The 18,852-nt window shown below is 43.4% G+C and carries 12 protein-coding genes and 1 pseudogene; 11 read left to right on the top strand and 2 right to left on the bottom strand.

Annotation, left to right across the window (positions count from 1 at the left end; genetic code table 11):
* The first annotated feature begins 325 nt into the window (after positions 1 to 325).
* The 4 genes from pdhR (at position 326) to lpdA (ending at position 7,383) form a co-directional block, all read left to right on the top strand.
* Complete coding sequence (pdhR, locus tag C9J45_RS08890; protein ID WP_107246344.1) at positions 326 to 1,102, top strand: pyruvate dehydrogenase complex transcriptional repressor PdhR; 777 nt, start codon at positions 326 to 328, stop codon at positions 1,100 to 1,102.
* A gap of 72 nt (positions 1,103 to 1,174) precedes the next feature.
* Positions 1,175 to 3,841, top strand: coding sequence for a pyruvate dehydrogenase (acetyl-transferring), homodimeric type (gene aceE, locus C9J45_RS08895; protein ID WP_107206568.1), 2,667 nt, complete (start codon positions 1,175 to 1,177; stop codon positions 3,839 to 3,841).
* Between the two features lie 14 nt (positions 3,842 to 3,855).
* A complete protein-coding gene (gene aceF / locus C9J45_RS08900) occupies positions 3,856 to 5,757 on the top strand; it encodes a pyruvate dehydrogenase complex dihydrolipoyllysine-residue acetyltransferase (protein ID WP_107292444.1) in 1,902 nt (633 codons plus the stop codon).
* A 195-nt stretch (positions 5,758 to 5,952) separates the two neighbouring features.
* On the top strand, positions 5,953 to 7,383 hold the full coding sequence (gene lpdA / locus C9J45_RS08905; RefSeq protein WP_107206570.1) for a dihydrolipoyl dehydrogenase: 1,431 nt from the start codon (positions 5,953 to 5,955) through the stop codon (positions 7,381 to 7,383).
* Between the two features lie 30 nt (positions 7,384 to 7,413).
* Here lpdA and C9J45_RS08910 read toward each other — a convergent pair.
* A pseudogene (locus C9J45_RS08910) lies at positions 7,414 to 8,070 on the bottom strand (methyl-accepting chemotaxis protein); the annotation flags it as partial.
* 479 nt (positions 8,071 to 8,549) lie between these two features.
* Between C9J45_RS08910 and acnB the strand changes: the two are divergent.
* Positions 8,550 to 11,147, top strand: coding sequence for a bifunctional aconitate hydratase 2/2-methylisocitrate dehydratase (gene acnB / locus C9J45_RS08915; RefSeq protein WP_107246347.1), 2,598 nt, complete (start codon positions 8,550 to 8,552; stop codon positions 11,145 to 11,147).
* Between the two features lie 83 nt (positions 11,148 to 11,230).
* Here acnB and C9J45_RS08920 read toward each other — a convergent pair whose 3' ends face one another.
* Positions 11,231 to 12,364, bottom strand: coding sequence for a glycerate kinase (locus tag C9J45_RS08920; RefSeq protein ID WP_107292445.1), 1,134 nt, complete (start codon positions 12,362 to 12,364; stop codon positions 11,231 to 11,233).
* A 193-nt stretch (positions 12,365 to 12,557) separates the two neighbouring features.
* Here C9J45_RS08920 and C9J45_RS08925 point away from each other — a divergent pair, with 193 nt between their 5' ends.
* The 6 genes from C9J45_RS08925 (at position 12,558) to C9J45_RS08950 (ending at position 18,776) form a co-directional block, all read left to right on the top strand.
* Positions 12,558 to 12,926 carry a YacL family protein gene (locus C9J45_RS08925; protein ID WP_107292446.1) on the top strand — a complete coding sequence of 123 codons (369 nt, stop codon included), beginning with the start codon at positions 12,558 to 12,560 and terminating at the stop codon, positions 12,924 to 12,926.
* A gap of 211 nt (positions 12,927 to 13,137) precedes the next feature.
* Entirely contained in the window at positions 13,138 to 13,476 is a 339-nt protein-coding gene (locus C9J45_RS08930) for a P-II family nitrogen regulator (protein ID WP_008987933.1), read from the top strand.
* A 50-nt stretch (positions 13,477 to 13,526) separates the two neighbouring features.
* A complete protein-coding gene (locus C9J45_RS08935) occupies positions 13,527 to 14,756 on the top strand; it encodes an ammonium transporter (protein ID WP_107206573.1) in 1,230 nt (409 codons plus the stop codon).
* A 175-nt stretch (positions 14,757 to 14,931) separates the two neighbouring features.
* On the top strand, positions 14,932 to 15,945 hold the full coding sequence (locus C9J45_RS08940; protein ID WP_107206574.1) for a Fe(3+) ABC transporter substrate-binding protein: 1,014 nt from the start codon (positions 14,932 to 14,934) through the stop codon (positions 15,943 to 15,945).
* A 165-nt stretch (positions 15,946 to 16,110) separates the two neighbouring features.
* Positions 16,111 to 17,739 carry an iron ABC transporter permease gene (locus C9J45_RS08945; RefSeq protein ID WP_107206575.1) on the top strand — a complete coding sequence of 543 codons (1,629 nt, stop codon included), beginning with the start codon at positions 16,111 to 16,113 and terminating at the stop codon, positions 17,737 to 17,739.
* On the top strand, positions 17,739 to 18,776 hold the full coding sequence (locus C9J45_RS08950) for an ABC transporter ATP-binding protein (RefSeq protein ID WP_107206576.1): 1,038 nt from the start codon (positions 17,739 to 17,741) through the stop codon (positions 18,774 to 18,776). The genes C9J45_RS08945 and C9J45_RS08950 overlap by 1 nt, the downstream gene beginning before the upstream one ends.
* The last annotated feature ends 76 nt before the right edge of the window (positions 18,777 to 18,852 follow it).

Consider the following 18,852-nt stretch of genomic DNA (forward strand, 5'->3'; position numbering starts at 1 on the left):
CAGTTATTAGACTAAAGTTTTATTTACGAATGGAAATTGGTCAAATTGGTCTGACCAATTTTCATAATCACTCTGCTTTTTATTCCTTCCTATCACCTTTTTCGTTGCTTGGCTGTTTCTAGCTCTGAATATGTAATGTTTTATTAATAAGTCAAAAGTTTAATTTTTTGTTAAAACCAACTTCGTTCTATGATTTCAATCAAGTTGCGTGTGGACATCTTTATTTATTTCTGTAAACTTTCACCCGGTAAAATAATTGGTAATACCAATTATCCGATGATTCGGTCTTTATGAAACGGGATTAATATAAGAAGCGTCGATAAAAATGACTTATAAACGCATTAAACAACCAAAGCTTTCTGATGCTATTGAGCAGGAATTGGAGCGCTTGATTTTAGAGGGAATTTTGTCCCCAGGTCAGCAATTACCTCCAGAGCGAGAGTTGGCAAAACAATTCGATGTTTCTCGTCCTTCCGTTCGTGAGGCGATCCAACGTTTAGAAGCAAAGCATTTGCTTACTCGTCGCCAAGGCGGCGGAACATTCGTAAAAGAAAAGTTATGGCAAAGTTTTTCTGAACCCTTATTGGATCTATTAGCGACTCATCCGGAAACACAATTAGATTTATTGGAAGCTCGCCATGCACTAGAAGGCTTAGCCTCTTATTTTGCGGCATTGCGAGGTAACGAAGAAGATTTTGTTCGCATTCGCGATTGTCATCAGCGTATTCAAGACGCGCAGCAACAAGGGGATTTACCCTTAGAAGCTAGCGCGGTGATGCAATATCTTATTGCGGTAACAGAATCGGCTCACAATGTGGTGTTACTGCATATTATTCGTAGTTTAGCGCCGCTACTTGAGCAAAACGTATTACAAAATTTCGAACTCCTAAACCGCCGACCTGAGGTGGTGGAGAAAGTAAGAAAGCACCGAGCTAATATTGTGCAGGCGATTGTTTCTGGTGAGCCTGAAAAGGCCCGTGAAGCATCGCACGCACATTTGGCTTACATCGAGGAAACCTTGTTGGATTTATCGCGTGAAGATAGCAGGCGTGAACGCTCTCTTCGTCGGATTCAACAGCGCAAGGACGGGTTAGAGTCTTAACTTCATACCTAAAAACGAAGTTAGACCTAGTCGCGACATTGTTAGTAGATTATCAACGAAAGGATAGATCGCATGTCTGAAGTCATGAAAAGTGACGTGGATGTACTGGAAACTCAAGATTGGTTAGAAGCACTTGAATCAGTAGTCCGTGAAGAAGGTGTAGAACGCGCACAGTTCTTACTTGAGCAAGTATTAGAAAAAGCTCGTTTAGATGGTGTAGATATGCCGACTGGCGTAAACACAAACTACATCAACACAATTCCAGCAGCACAAGAACCCGCGTATCCAGGTGATGTAACATTAGAGCGTCGTATCCGTTCTATCATCCGTTGGAACGCAATCATGATCGTTCTACGTGCATCTAAGAAAGATTTAGACTTAGGCGGCCACATGGCTTCTTACCAGTCTGCTTCTGCTTTTTACGAAGTATGTTTCAACCACTTCTTCCGTGCGCCTAACGATGTTGATGGCGGTGATTTGGTTTACTACCAAGGTCACATTTCTCCAGGAATTTACTCTCGTGCGTTTGTTGAAGGTCGTCTAACTGAAGAGCAGCTAGATAACTTCCGTCAAGAAGTTGATGGTAAAGGTATTCCTTCATACCCACACCCTAAACTAATGCCTGAATTCTGGCAGTTCCCAACGGTTTCTATGGGCCTAGGTCCAATTTCTGCGATCTACCAAGCGCGTTTCCTTAAGTATTTAGAAGGTCGTGGCCTTAAAGATACTTCAGCTCAGCGCGTATACGCGTTCTTGGGCGATGGTGAGATGGATGAGCCAGAATCACGTGGTGCTATTTCTTTCGCTGCGCGTGAGAAACTAGACAACCTATGTTTCCTTATCAACTGTAACCTACAGCGTCTAGACGGCCCAGTAATGGGTAACGGTAAGATCATTCAAGAGCTTGAAGGTCTATTTAAAGGTGCTGGTTGGAACGTTGTTAAAGTGATCTGGGGTAACAACTGGGATGCACTACTAGCAAAAGATACGACGGGTAAGCTTCTACAGCTTATGAACGAAACTATCGATGGTGACTACCAAACGTTCAAATCTAAAGATGGCGCTTACGTACGTGAGCATTTCTTTGGTAAGTACCCAGAAACTGCAGCACTTGTTTCTGACATGACTGATGAGCAAATCTTCGAGCTGAAGCGTGGTGGTCACGATTCTTCGAAACTATTTGCAGCATTTAACAATGCAAAAGAAACAAGCGGTAAGCCAACGGTGATCCTAGCTAAGACTGTTAAAGGTTACGGTATGGGTGAAGCGGCTGAAGGTAAGAACATCGCTCACGGTGTTAAGAAGATGGACATGACTCACGTTCAATACTTACGTGATCGTCTAGGTCTACAAGATCTTATCTCTGAAGAAGATCTTAAGGCTCTGCCTTACCTAAAACTGGAAGAAGGCTCTGCTGAGTACAACTACTTACACGCTCGTCGTGATGCGCTACACGGTTACACACCTAAGCGTAGTCCTAAGTTTACTCAAGAATTTAAAGTGCCTGAGCTTGATGCATTTGCGCCACTACTAAGTGAGCAGAAGCGTGAAATTTCAACCACTATGGCTTATGTTCGTGCGCTAAATATTCTTCTTAAAGATAAAGCAATCGGTAAGAACATCGTGCCAATTATCTGTGATGAAGCGCGTACGTTCGGTATGGAAGGTCTGTTCCGTCAGGTTGGTATCTACAACCCAGATGGCCAAACTTACACACCAGAAGATAAAGGCATTGTTTCTTTCTACAAAGAAGCAACATCTGGTCAGGTACTTCAAGAAGGTATCAACGAACTAGGTTCAATGGCATCTTGGGTTGCTGCTGCAACATCTTACAGCACCAACGATCTTCCAATGATCCCATTCTACATCTACTACTCAATGTTCGGTTTCCAACGTATTGGTGACATGGCATGGCTAGCAGGTGACCAACAAGCACGTGGCTTCCTACTAGGCGCTACTGCTGGTCGTACAACACTGAACGGTGAAGGTCTACAGCACGAAGATGGCCACAGTCATATTCTTGCAAATACAGTACCTAACTGTATCTCTTACGATCCAACGTTTGCTTACGAGCTAGCGGTTATCATGCAAGACGGTATTCGTCGCATGTACGGTGAAAATCAAGAGAACATTTACTACTACCTAACAGTAATGAACGAAAACTACGCAATGCCAGCAATGCCAGAAGGCGCTGAAGCAGGCATTCGTAAGGGTATTTACAAGCTTGAGTCTCACGCTGGTGATAAGTCTAAAGTTCAGTTAATGAGCTCTGGTACTATCATGAACGAAGTACGTAAAGCGGCACAGATCCTAAGTGAAGAGTACGGTGTAGCGTCTGATGTTTACTCTGTAACATCATTCAACGAACTAACTCGTGATGGTCAAGATTGTGAGCGTTACAACATGCTTCACCCAACTGCAGAGAAGAAGGTTCCTTACCTAACAACTGCAATGGGTTCTGAGCCTGCAATCGCTGCAACGGACTACATGAAGAACTACGCAGAACAAGTACGTGCATTCATGCCATCTGAGTCTTACAAGGTTCTTGGTACTGATGGTTTCGGTCGTTCTGATAGCCGTGCAAACCTACGTCGTCACTTCGAAGTGAATGCTGGCTACGTTGTTGTTGCTGCACTTTCTGAACTCGCTAAACGTGGCGATATTGATAACGCTGTAGTTGTAGATGCAATTGCTAAGTTCGATATCGACGCTGACAAGATCAACCCGCTATACGCATAAGAGGCAAATTAAAAATGGCAATCGAAATTAATGTACCAGACATCGGTGCGGATGAGGTTGAAGTAACTGAGATTCTTGTTAGCGTTGGCGACAAGGTTGAAGAAGAGCAATCACTGATCACTGTTGAAGGCGATAAAGCTTCAATGGAAGTTCCTGCTTCTCAAGCGGGTATCGTTAAAGAAATCAAAGTTGCTGAAGGCGACACGGTTTCTACTGGTTCTCTAATCATGATTTTCGAAGCCGAGGGTGCAGCTGAAGCTGCACCTGCTCCTGTGGCTGAAGCAGCGCCTGCTGCTCCAGCTCCAGCAGCAGCGGCTGAACTGAAAGAAGTTCATGTTCCAGATATCGGTGGTGATGAAGTTGAATGTACTGAAATCATGGTATCTGTTGGCGATACAGTAGAAGAAGAGCAATCTCTAATTACTGTTGAAGGTGACAAGGCTTCTATGGAAGTGCCTGCACCATTCGCTGGTACAGTTAAAGAAATCAAAATTGTAGAAGGCGACAAGGTTTCTACTGGTTCTTTAATCATGGTATTTGAAGTGGCCGGCACTCCGGTGGCTGGCTCTGCACCTGTTGCTCAAGCAGCAGCGCCTGCTCCAGCAGCACCAGCAGCATCTGCAGCGAAAGAAGTTAACGTTCCTGATATCGGTGGTGACGAAGTAGAAGTTACTGAAATCATGGTATCTGTTGGCGATACAGTGGAAGAAGAGCAATCGCTAATCACTGTTGAAGGTGACAAGGCTTCTATGGAAGTGCCTGCACCATTCGCTGGTACAGTTAAAGAAATCAAGATCGCAGAAGGCGATAAGGTTTCTACTGGCTCACTAATCATGGTATTTGAAGTGGCCGGCACTCCGGTTGCTGGTGCAGCACCTGCAGCACCTGCAGCGGCTCCTGTGGCTCAAGCGGCAGCACCTGCGGCGGCTCCAGCAAAAGCTGAAGCGCCTGCAGCAACAGGTGATTTCGTTGAAAACAACGAATACGCACACGCATCACCAGTTGTTCGTCGTCTAGCTCGTGAGTTCGGTGTTAACCTTGCGAAAGTTAAAGGTACTGGCCGTAAGAACCGCGTTCTTAAAGAAGACGTACAAAACTTCGTTAAAGATGCACTTAAGCGTCTTGAGTCTGGTGCAGCAGCTTCTGCGTCAGGTAAAGGCGATGGCGCAGCGCTTGGTCTACTACCTTGGCCGAAAGTTGATTTCAGCAAGTTTGGTGAGACTGAAGTTAAGCCACTATCTCGCATTAAGAAGATCTCTGGCGCTAACCTACACCGTAACTGGGTAATGATCCCTCACGTTACACAGTGGGATAACGCAGATATCACTGCGCTTGAAGCATTCCGTAAAGAGCAAAACGCGATTGAAGCGAAGAAAGACTCTGGCATGAAGATCACACCACTTGTGTTCATCATGAAAGCGGCTGCTAAAGCACTTGAAGCATTCCCTTCATTCAACTCTTCTCTATCTGACGATGGCGAGAGCTTGATCCTGAAGAAATACGTGAACATCGGTATCGCAGTCGATACGCCAAACGGCCTAGTTGTTCCTGTATTTAAAGATGTGAACAAGAAAGGTATCTACGAGCTATCTGAAGAGCTAATGGCTATTTCTAAGAAAGCACGTGCTGGTAAGCTAACTGCATCTGATATGCAAGGCGGCTGTTTCACTATCTCAAGCCTTGGTGGCTTAGGTGGTACTGCATTCACACCAATCGTGAACGCACCAGAAGTAGGTATCCTAGGTGTATCTAAGTCTGAAATGAAACCAGTATGGAACGGTAAAGAGTTCGAACCGCGTCTACAACTTCCATTATCACTATCATACGATCACCGTGTGATTGATGGTGCTGAAGGTGCGCGCTTCATCACTTACCTAAATGGCTGTCTATCAGACATCCGTCGTTTAGTACTTTAAGGTTTCACATCCACAACGCCATGCCTACAATGCGTAGGCATGGAATTGTTGTGTAGCTCACAGGCTGCAGTAATTTATTTTTCACTCTGTTAACAGGTCTGTAGACTTGTTGTCCATCTGAAAGATAAACGTATATAAATACGTAAAAGTTACCTGATAGCTTGTTAGGGATATAAGACTTACAACGAGGTCATAATGAGTAAAGAAATTAAAGCCCAGGTAGTGGTGTTGGGTTCAGGCCCTGCTGGTTACTCTGCTGCATTCCGTTGCGCTGACTTAGGTCTAGATACGGTTCTAATTGAAAAATTCAACACACTAGGTGGTGTATGTCTTAACGTGGGTTGTATCCCATCAAAAGCATTACTTCACGTAGCGAAAGTTATCGAAGAAGCAAAAGCAATGGCTGAGCACGGCGTTGTTTTTGGTGAACCACAAACAGACATCGATAAGATCCGTCTGTGGAAAGATAAAGTAATTACTCAGTTAACTGGCGGTCTTGGCGGTATGGCTAAGATGCGTAAAGTTAATGTTGTGAACGGTTACGGTAAATTTACTGGCCCTAACAGCATTGTTGTTGAAGGTGCTGATGGCCCAACAACGGTTAACTTTGATAACGCGATTATCGCGGCGGGCTCTCGCCCAATCGAACTACCATTCATTCCGCATGAAGACCCACGTATTTGGGATTCAACAGATGCGCTAGAGCTTAAAGAAGTTCCTGAGAAGTTACTTGTTATGGGCGGCGGTATCATCGGTCTTGAAATGGGTACGGTTTACCACGCGCTAGGTTCTCAAATCGACGTTGTTGAGATGTTCGATCAAGTGATCCCAGCTGCGGATAAAGATATCGTTAAAGTATTTACTAAGCGTATCGCGAAGAAATTCAACCTGATGCTTGAAACGAAAGTAACAGCTGTTGAAGCAAAAGAAGACGGTATTTATGTAACGATGGAAGGCAAAAAAGCACCTGCTGAGCCTGTTCGTTACGATGCTGTTCTTGTTGCTATCGGTCGTGTGCCAAACGGTAAACTGATTGACGCTGAAAAAGCGGGTATCAATGTTGATGAGCGTGGCTTTATTAACGTTGATAAGCAAATGCGTACTAACGTTGCTCACATTCACGCAATTGGTGATGTTGTTGGTCAACCAATGTTAGCGCACAAAGGTGTGCATGAAGGTCACGTAGCGGCTGAAGTTATTTCTGGTAAGAAGCACTACTTCGATCCTAAAGTTATTCCTTCAATTGCTTATACTGAGCCAGAAGTTGCGTGGGTTGGTAAGACTGAGAAAGAAGCGAAAGCGGAAGGTATCAACTACGAAGTTGCTACATTCCCATGGGCGGCATCAGGCCGTGCTATCGCATCTGATTGTGCTGACGGTATGACGAAGATGATCTTCGACAAAGACACGCACCGTGTGATCGGTGGTGCTATCGTAGGTACTAACGGTGGTGAACTACTTGGTGAAATCGGTCTAGCGATCGAGATGGGTTGTGATGCTGAAGATATCGCATTAACTATCCACGCTCACCCAACACTACACGAATCAGTAGGTCTTGCTGCTGAAGTATTTGAAGGCTCTATCACTGACCTTCCAAATGCAAAAGCGGTAAAGCGTAAGAAGTAATTACTACTTGTTATGATAATAAAAAAGCGCCTAAGGGCGCTTTTTTGTTGTCTGCTGTGTAGCAATGCTAACCTTAAAGGTACCGACCATGTCATCAAGGCGTTGTGATAGTTGACGTAATGCTTGGCTTGAATCGGCTAATTGCGCGGCTGTTTCTGCGGTTAGCTGAGTGGTTTCATTTATCTCTTCAATATTACAATTAATGTCTTGTACCACGGTTGACTGCTCTTCTGTCGCGGTAGCCACTTGGGTATTCATATCGGCAATTAAACTAATACGCTCAGAAATCGACACTAAAGCAACAGATGCTTGATCAGAAGCTGATACCCCATTTTCAGACAGCTGACGGCTTTGCTCCATCGCAACCACGGCATTGGATGCTTCTTGCTGGAGGCGGTTGATCATCGCTTGGATCTCGTCGGTAGAATCGGCAGTACGACTAGCAAGATTACGCACTTCATCGGCCACGACCGTAAACCCTCGTCCTTGTTCGCCAGCACGTGCTGCTTCAATCGCGGCATTAAGGGCAAGTAGGTTAGTTTGTTCTGAGATCCCACGGATCACATCTAAAATACTACCAATCGACTGGGTATTACTTGCCAGTGAGTCAATGACATCGCTGACTTGGCTAATATCCGATGACAGTTGATTTATGGTATTACGTGCTTCGCCAACAACGGTTTGACCATCATGGATTTGATACTTAAATGTTTGTAATTCATAAAACGGCTTATATTTATGAGCAAATGAGCAGACCATGCACAACGTGACAACGCAATACTGATCAATGAAATGAAAATACGCCGTTATGTATCTGCAAATTTGTTACAAAACTTTAGTGATTTACGTCACTAAATATGACCTGTAGCTAAAAAAGAGAAAATAAAACTAATATGAAACAAGCGTCTTTTATTTTATGCGTTATAAATATTGAGGATCGCTTTACACATTATGAACAAAGAATTTTCCTAAAATGTGAATGTTGTAAAAAAGCAGTAGTTTTTAAGTTTACGTTAAAAATGGTATAATACTGCACAGTTTTGGTCTCTCCTAAAGGGTTTTGGCTCTGACAATGTTCAGCAAAACATGATTATAAGAATCTAGAGATCACTCACTTCCAAGGATGTTTGGCCTATGGTGCCAGACCGTAATATGAGGAATATGTCGTGCTTGAAGCCTACCGTAAACACGTCGAAGAGCGTGCTGCTGAAGGGGTTGTTGCTAAACCATTGGATGCTGAACAGGTTGCCGCTCTTGTTGAGTTACTAAAAAATCCGCCAGCAGGCGAAGAAAGTGTTCTGCTGGATCTACTAGAAAATCGTATTCCCCCGGGCGTTGATGAAGCGGCATACGTAAAAGCGGGTTTCCTTGCAGCGATCACTAAAGGTGACGCGCAATCACCTATCGTAAGTAAAGAAAAAGCCGCAGAGTTACTCGGCACAATGCAAGGTGGTTACAATATCGAACCACTTATTTCTTTACTTGATGATGACACGCTAGCTCCGATTTCAGTTAAAGCGTTATCTCATACATTATTGATGTTTGATGCGTTCTACGATGTAGAAGAAAAAGCAAAAGCAGGCAATGTATTTGCTCAGCAAGTTCTCCAATCATGGGCTGATGCTGAGTGGTTCCTATCTAAACCAGCATTGGCTGAAAAAATCACCCTGACTGTATTTAAAGTCACAGGTGAGACCAACACCGATGACTTATCACCAGCACCTGATGCATGGTCTCGTCCAGATATCCCACTTCACGCGCTTGCGATGCTGAAAAATGAACGTGAAGGTATCGTGCCTGATCAACAAGGCTCTGTGGGTCCGATCAAGCAAATCGAAGCGTTAAAAGAAAAAGGTCATCAGCTTGTTTATGTTGGTGATGTTGTAGGTACAGGCTCTTCTCGTAAGTCTGCGACTAACTCCGTACTTTGGTTCATGGGTGATGATATCCCTTATGTACCGAACAAGCGTGCGGGTGGTTATGTTTTAGGTGGCAAGATCGCTCCTATCTTCTTTAATACGATGGAAGATGCAGGCGCACTACCGATTGAAGTTGATGTAACTCAACTCGCGATGGGTGATGTGATTGATGTGTACCCATTTAAAGGTGAAGTTCGTCGTCACGAAAGTGATGAGCTAGTGTCTACTTTTGGGCTAAAAACAGATGTGCTGATTGATGAAGTACGTGCGGGTGGTCGTATTCCATTGATCATTGGTCGTGGCCTAACCGATCGTGCGCGCCAATCATTGGGTTTACCATCATCGGATATTTTCCGTCGTCCTGTTGCGGTTGAAGATAGCGGTAAGGGTTATACCTTAGCGCAGAAGATGGTAGGTAAAGCATGTGGTGTTGAAGGCGTTCGCCCAGGCACTTACTGTGAGCCTAAGATGACAACGGTAGGTTCGCAAGATACCACAGGTCCTATGACTCGTGATGAATTAAAAGACTTAGCATGTCTTGGTTTCTCTGCTGAACTTACGATGCAGTCGTTCTGTCATACCTCGGCTTATCCGAAACCGATTGATGTTAATACTCACCACACATTACCTGATTTTATTATGAATCGTGGTGGTGTATCACTTCGTCCGGGTGATGGTGTTATTCACTCATGGCTAAACCGTATGCTACTGCCTGATACCGTTGGTACAGGTGGTGACTCACATACCCGTTTCCCATTAGGTATTTCATTCCCAGCTGGTTCTGGCCTTGTCGCTTTTGCTGCGGCAACAGGTGTTATGCCGTTAGATATGCCTGAATCTATTCTGGTTCGCTTTAAAGGTGAGATGCAAGAAGGTATCACGCTACGTGATCTGGTTCATGCGATCCCATACTACGCGATTCAGCAGGGTCTACTGACCGTTGAGAAAGCAGGTAAGATCAACGAATTCTCTGGTCGAGTACTGGAGATCGAAGGTGTTGAGCACCTAACGGTTGAGCAAGCATTTGAGCTATCAGACGCATCGGCAGAGCGTAGTGCGGCAGGTTGTACGGTTAAGCTTTCTGAAGAATCGATTGCAGAATACTTAAATTCAAACATCGTGATGCTGAAGTGGATGATTTCTGAAGGTTATGGCGATCGTCGTACCATTGAGCGTCGTATTACTGCGATGGAAGAGTGGTTAGCCAATCCTGAGCTAATGACCGCAGATAGCGATGCTGAATACGCACACGTGATTGAAATTGACTTGGCAGATATCAATCAGCCAATTCTATGTGCGCCAAATGATCCTGATGATGCGCGTTTATTGTCTGACGTTCAAGGTACACAAATTGATGAAGTGTTTATCGGTTCATGTATGACGAACATTGGCCACTTCCGTGCAGCAGGTAAACTGCTAGAGAAATTTGGTGGTCAGCTAGATACACGTTTGTGGGTCGCACCACCAACGAAGATGGATAAAGATCAGCTAACGGAAGAAGGCTACTACGGTATCTTTGGTCGTGCTGGGGTTCGTATTGAAACGCCGGGATGTTCACTGTGTATGGGTAACCAAGCACGTGTTGCAGATAAGGCGACAGTGATGTCGACATCAACCCGTAACTTCCCGAACCGTTTAGGTACAGGTGCCAATGTTTACCTATCTTCAGCTGAGCTTGCTGCAGTTGGTGCTATTTTAGGTCGTATTCCAACGAAGGAAGAATACCTAGAATACGCGAAACAAATTGATGCAACAGCGGCGGATACTTACCGTTACTTAAACTTCCACCGTATGGAAGATTACACTAAGAAAGCGGATGAAGTGATCATTCAACAACCAGCTTAGTCATTGTGCTTAGTTGTTGATTAAATAATAAAAAACGCCTCGAATATTCGAGGCGTTTTTTGTTGGTATGGAAAAAGTTTTTATTAGCGACCTAAGGTGTAAATCGCTGCGACATTACGTGCTGTGAGCTCAACGTTAATTGCAGCTTCTGCAAGTGCTTCAGCTAAACTTACCGAGCGTGGTACGACACTGAATACCGCATCAATACCGTGCTCATAAACAACATCACAGTCATAAGATAAACATCCTGCAATACCAATGACAGGTTTGTTAAAACGCTTGGCCGTACGTGCCACACCAATCGGGGTTTTACCGTGAATCGTTTGGCTATCAATGCGGCCTTCACCAGTGATCACTAAATCAGCGTCTTTTAATACATCTGCTAAATTGACCGCATCCATAACGATTTCTATCCCTGGGCGTAACTGTGCGTTAAATAGTCCAAGTAAAGCAGCTCCCATACCGCCAGCAGCCCCTGCACCTGCCATGTCTTTTACATCAGTACCTAAATCGCGTTTAATGATTTCTGCATAATGGGCGAGGTTGGTATCGAGTTGCACTACCATCTCAGGTGTTGCACCTTTCTGTGGGCCAAATACCTGAGATGCCCCTTTTTCACCACACAGTGGATTATCGACATCACAGGCAACTTCTAATTTGACCTGAGCAAGACGAGGGTCGATATCACTAATATCAATATGGTGTAAGCGAGCTAACGCACCGCCGCCGAAGTAAATTGGGTTGTTGTTTTCATCCTGTAGACGTATCCCCAACGCTTGTGCCATCCCGATACCACCATCGTTAGTTGCGCTACCACCGATACCGACGATGATGTGTTCAACTCCTTTATCTAATGCTGCGAGAATTAATTCACCAGTCCCAAAGCTGTTGGTTAACATGGGGTTTCGCTGCTCAGGGCTAACAAGATGTAAACCGGAAGCTGCAGCCATTTCAATAATCGCGGTTTTTCCATCCCCCATTAAGCCGAAGAAGCCATTCACTTGTTCGCCTAACGGTCCTGTTACTGTGCACTCAATAATGCGACCGTTGCTAGCATCCACCAATGATTGAACTGTGCCTTCACCACCATCAGCCATGGGAAGCTTTATGTATTCAGCGTTTGGTAATACTTGGCGGAAACCGTTTTCAATCGCGGTAGCCACTTCCATTGCCGTTAAGCTTTCTTTGTAAGAATCAGGAGCAATAATAATTTTCATAATAATGAGCTCTAAACGAAGAGAAGGAATACGAGCATTTTTGTTATGGTTACGTCATTGTTTAGCACGATTTGCGTCTACTTGTGGTATTGAGTTGCATTTCTTGAGTAGATCCTGACAATGGGCGGCAGCATATAGGCTGTATTTTATCAGCTTATTAAAGCAAGAAGATCATCTATGAGGAACGAAAGGTATGGACTACGAATTTAAAAAAAATACCTTGGACGGTACTTATCACGCTATTTTCTCTATGGGTCATGAAGTATTGGGTCGTTGGATCATTGAAGAAATAGGTAAGGATACCGAGAAGATCGATCTCATCATGGATCAACTTAGTGCAATGAAAAACAGTAGCCAAGAATGGCGTTTAGTGGGGGAGGAATTAACCCTATTATTGCAAGATAATGAAGCCTTGGTTCAAGCTAACTGTTTGTTTTCAGAAGAAGAGGAAGACTTTGAAGAGGATTTTCATTTCTATGATGAAGAAAGTCTTTCTGTTTGTGGTTTTGAAGATCTTGAGCAAGTGTTAGAAGGTTGGCGTACTTTTATTGCGCGTTTTTAATTTTCTTATCGAGCTTTAAAAATAGAATTGATTTGAGGCGTTTTTATGCTTCATGTTAGTGAGGAGGCTGCACTGTGATGGTGCAGCCTTTTTTCGTTAATTTTCTTTAAATATCTTAAGCTATTGAATTTTAATGTAAATAAAAGTTGGCACAATGCTTGTTTGTTAAATAACTGTAAACATCAAGGATTGGGTATTTGAGGAGCAAGCAATGAAGATAATTAACGCCATTATTAAGCCATTTAAATTAGACGACGTACGTGAAGCATTAGCCGATGTCGGTGTAGAAGGTATGACCGTCTCGGAAGTCAAAGGATTTGGCCGACAGAAAGGGCATACAGAGCTTTACCGTGGTGCTGAATATCAGGTTGATTTTTTACCTAAGGTGAAAATTGAAATTGCAACGCAAGCTCAGAATTTAGATGCCATTGTTGAAGCTATCAGCAATGCCGCACAAACCGGGAAAATCGGTGACGGCAAAATTTTTGTTTACGATCTTGAGCACGCGGTACGTATTCGTACCGGTGAAGTGGACACAGAAGCACTGTAGTTCACAACAATAAAAGAATTGATGAATTGGGTTATTAGGGGAAGACGACCATGGAATTATCAACAACAGTAATAGAATTACGTTATGCGTTAGACACATTTTTCTTTTTGCTCTCTGGCGCATTAGTGATGTGGATGGCGGCAGGTTTTGCGATGTTAGAAGCAGGCCTTGTACGTTCGAAAAACACCACTGAAATTTTAACTAAAAATATTTGTTTATACGCTATCGCTTGTACCATGTATCTACTGGTTGGTTACAACATTATGTATGTCGATAATAGTGCGGGTGGTTGGTTACCCTCGTTTGGAGCATTAATTGGTACGCAAGCTGAAGGCGCTGATCACTCTTTAGAATCTGACTTCTTTTTCCAAGTTGTCTTCGTTGCGACTGCGATGTCTGTTGTTTCTGGTGCGGTAGCTGAACGTATGAAGCTATGGTCATTCTTAATCTTTTCTGTAGTGCTAACAGCGGTTATCTATCCTGTAGAAGGTTACTGGACATGGGGTGGTGGTTTCCTATCAGAAGCAGGCTTTAGCGACTTTGCAGGTTCAGGTATTGTACATATGGCAGGAGCTGCAGCAGCACTAGCGGGTGTATTGTTACTGGGAGCACGTAAAGGTAAGTATGGTAAAAATGGCGAGATTTACCCAATTCCGGGTTCAAACATGCCACTTGCGACATTAGGTACATTTATTCTGTGGTTCGGTTGGTTTGGTTTCAACGGCGGTTCACAGTTAATGGTATCTGACTTTGAAAACGCAACGGCTGTTGGTCAAATTTTCCTAAATACGAATGCCGCAGCTGCCGCTGGTGCCATTGCAGCACTAGCAGTATGTAAAACAACATGGGGTAAAGCTGATTTAACTATGGTGTTAAACGGCGCGTTAGCCGGTCTTGTAGCTATCACGGCCGATCCATTATCGCCATCACCTGTTGCTGCGTTAATTATTGGCGTGGTTGCTGGTGCATTAGTTGTGTTTAGTATCATTGCGCTTGATAAAGTGAAGATTGATGATCCAGTAGGCGCGATTTCAGTACACGGTGTATGTGGTTTATTTGGTCTAATGGTCGTGCCATTTAGTAATGCTGATGCAAGCTTTATGACTCAGTTATTTGGTGCTGCGGTTATCTTCGGTTGGGTGTTTGCAGCAAGTTTAGCGGTATGGGGTGTACTAAAAGTCACGGTTGGTATTCGCGTAACAGAAGAGGAAGAACTGGAAGGTATGGATTCACATGATTGTGGTGTTGACGCCTACCCAGAATTTGTTAGCGTGAAATAAAATATAAGTAATTGATTAATTTATAGATAAAAACTCGCCACCTAGAAATGGGTGGCGAGTTTTATTTTTGATTGTAATAAATTGTAACTACTGGATTGCGAAGGTAAGTGTTTTACGTATAATGAATCTTATTGAGAAACGTTATCATTACATTTTGCATTTAAGGGAATAATCAATGAAAAAGCTTTTAGCTTCAGCAATCCTTATGGGTTTAGCCGCTCCTCAAGTTGCCACTGCGGCTGAAGAGGTTAATGTTTATTCATACCGCCAACCTTTCTTAGTTGAGCCTATGTTTAACGAATTCACAAAAGAAACTGGTATTAAAGTTAATGTGAAATTTGCTAAAAAAGGTCTTGCTGAAAAGCTTGAGCAAGAAGGTGAATACAGCCCTGCTGATGTTGTCCTAACAACCGATATTAGCCGTTTGGTAGAGCTATCTGATAAGAAATTAGTTCAGCCAGTGGATAGCAAGCTGATTGATGGTAATGTTCCTGCACAGTTTCGTGATAACGAAGATGAGTGGTTTGCTCTAACATTGCGTACGCGAAACGTATATTCATCAAAAGATCGTGTAGGTAAGCTACCAGCGTCTTTTGATTATGCTGATTTAGCAAAGCCTGAGTGGAAAGGTAAAATTTGTACACGTTCAGGTAAGCACCCATATAATGTTTCACTCGTTTCATCGATGATTGCACATTACGGCGAAGCAGAAACGAAAACATGGTTAGAAGGTGTGAAAGCAAACCTTGCTCGTAAACCTCAAGGTAACGACCGCGGACAAGTTAAAGCGGTTAAAGAAGGCCTATGTGATTTAGCGATTGGTAACAGCTACTACCTAGGTAAGATGGTTAACGATGAAAACCAAAAACCATGGGCTGAAGCGGTTTATATTAATTTCCCAGGTCAAGAAGGTAATGGTACGCACGTTAACGTAAGTGGAATGGCAATGGCGAAATACGCGCCAAACCAAGCTAACGCACTTAAGTTAATGGAATTCTTAACGTCTGATAAAGCACAAGAAATGTACGCTGAAGTGAACTATGAATACCCAGTTAAAGAGGGTGTGAAGCGCTCAGAGCTTGTGGCATCTTGGGGTGATTTTAAAGCTGATGATGTATCACTAGACAAGATTGCACAGTACCACAATGCAGCAACAAAACTGCTGGATGAAGTGAAGTTTGATCTGTAATTAGTTACAAAATAAATGGGGTGCTAAGCCCCATTTTTGCATCATGCTTGGTAAATTTCACAATAAGTTGTGGTAGTTTCCTCTTCCCATCACTAGGGAATGTCGATACTTAATCTTGCCGTTTTTCTTATGGTTGAGATATTGGAAAATACTAAGTAGTAGTCAATGAAAGAAAAGTTTTTGTTCTGGAAAGCCGGTAGTTGGACCTTTGCTCTGCTACTGGTTTTTCCCATTCTGGCAATATTTTTTACCGCAATGGGTAATTCAGATGAGGTGTTTGGTCACCTAATGAATACGGTGATGCCTACCTATGCCTTTAATACTGTTGCTTTAGTTTTTGGCACGGTACTGTTATCTCTGTGCTTCGGTCTTCCTACTGCTTGGTTAATGGCAATGTGCCGCTTACCAACTGAAAAAACACTTCAATGGGCACTTGTTTTACCTTTAGCTATGCCCGGCTATATTGTTGGTTACCTCTATACTAATTGGTTTGACTACGCGGGTCCAATTCAGATTTTTTTACGTAGTATGTTCGGCTGGCAGCATGTTAGTGACTACTGGTTTCCTGACCTTCGCTCATTAGGCGGGGCATGTTTTGTTTTAGCGTTAGTACTGTATCCTTATATTTATCTTCTTGTTCGTGCTGCTTTTATGGAGCAAAGCGTCAGCTTATTGCAATCAGCACGTTTGCTTCGTTGCACCCCCTGGGAAAGTTTCCGCCGCATTTCACTGCCGTTAGCACGTCCGGCTATTGCTGTTGGTGTGTCGCTTGTGGCGATGGAAGCATTAGGAGATTTTGGTACGGTTAGTTACTTTGCCGTTAATACACTAACGACAGCGGTTTATGATACGTGGCTAGGTTATTCTAATCTTTATGCTGCCGCGAAAATTTCAGCCATCATGTTGCTTGTTATTTTCTTTTTGATCAGTTGTGAGCGTTTCAGTCGTCGTAAGCAAAAGATGTTTCAACATCAATGCGATAACGATGGGGATGTTAAGTACAACTTAAGAGGATGGAAAAAGTGGCTAGCACTCGTATGGTGTTGGGGGCTTGTTGGCTGTGCTTTTATTTTTCCTCTACTACAACTGGGTTATTACGCTGTTGAGTATTTTAGCCAAAGTTGGACGCCTGAATTTAAACAGTACAGCTTAAATAGCTTATTTGTCTCGATTACTGCTGCTGTTATAGCGGTAATGTTAGGGCTTTTGGTTAACTTTTATCGACGCCTTGATGGTAACGGTCTTAGCCAAATACCAATCCGTTTATCGTCATTAGGCTACGCAGTACCGGGTACTGTGTTGGCGATAGGGGTGATGATCCCACTAACCAGTGCTGATCATCTGGTTAATGATATTGCGATTAGCTTAGGGCTAGGTCGTCCGGGGTTAATTTTCTCAGGCTCGATATTCGCGATTATTTTTGCCTTTGTGGTCCGTTTTGCTGCCGTTGCGATTGGTAGCATTGAAACAAGTTTAACCAAAGTATCGCCATCATTAGATATGGCGTCGAAAACCATGGGTTATGCCTCAACGGCGATGTTGAGAAAAGTCCATTTGCCGTTAATACGTCGGGGTTGTTTAATTGCGGGGTTACTGGTGTTTATTGAGTCGATGAAAGAGCTCAATGCAGCTTTGTTGCTGCGGCCATTTAATTTTGAAACCTTAGCGACTTACGTATTTAATTTTGCGTCAGATGAACAGCTAGAGCTAGCTGCATTACCGGCTATTTTGCTGGTGGTTGTGGGTTTAATTCCCTTGGTATTGGTTAACCGATCTTTGGAGCAAAAGAACTAATGAAACATGCATTATCTGTCAGCGGCTTAACCTGTAGTTACCATGGTCAGGCTGTGTTGCAAGACTTATCGTTAGCGGTTAACTCAGGTGAGATCGTTTGTCTGCTAGGCGCAAGTGGCTGTGGTAAGACAACGCTGTTAAAAGCGATTGCAGGATTGCTGCCTTTAGAACAAGGCTTAATGTCGATTAATGGGCGGACAATTGTTGATAAGCAGCAATGGGTACCACCAGAAAAACGTAATATTGGGATGATTTTCCAAGACTATGCCTTGTTCCCGCATTTAACCGTGGCGCAAAATATTGCCTTTGGTCTACGCCATTGGGATAAAGCCCGTACAGACGCCAAGATCCAAGAAATGTTAACCTTGGTGCATTTAACAGGGTTAGAGGATCGTTATCCACACCAATTATCAGGAGGACAACAGCAACGTGTCGCGATTGCTCGGGCACTGGCGTGTGAGCCTGATTTGATTTTGTTAGATGAGCCATTTTCTAACATAGATACACAAGTACGACATAGTTTGATTCGTGATATTCGAAAAATCTTTAAAGCGCAGGGAGTGACAGCGATCTTTGTTACCCATAGCCGTGAAGAAGCTTTCGCTTTTGCTGATAAAATGGCAGTAATGAATCATGGTGTGATTGAACAATTTGGTAGTGCTACAGAGTTGTATTATCAGCCAAGTAGTCGATTTGTTGCTGATTTCCTCGGTACCGGGTCTTACCTTCCAGCGACGGTAAAAAATCAAACGCGTTTGCTGACACCATTAGGTGAGTTAGCGTTAGCGTCTAATGAAACGTTACTTGATGAGACGTCTGTTGATTGGCTATTAAGGCCACAAAACTTGCGTGTCATGCTACAAAACGATGGTGATGGTGAAATTATCGAACAACAATTCATGGGAGATAGCTGTCGTTACACGGTTGATTTTTCAGGTTATAAATTGATTGTTAATTCAAATTTATTGATGAATGTTGGCGATCGTGTTGCAGTTGAAGTTGAGCCTCATTTACCAGTGGTGTTTGCGGTTGCGTAGCTGTTTGCAAAGAGATAGTTGAGCTCAATTTTGCTAATAATAAAGCCTGCATGATGCAGGCTTTATTATTTATGCA

This window comes from Photobacterium sp. GB-1, from assembly GCF_003026165.1.
GTDB lineage: Bacteria > Pseudomonadota > Gammaproteobacteria > Enterobacterales > Vibrionaceae > Photobacterium.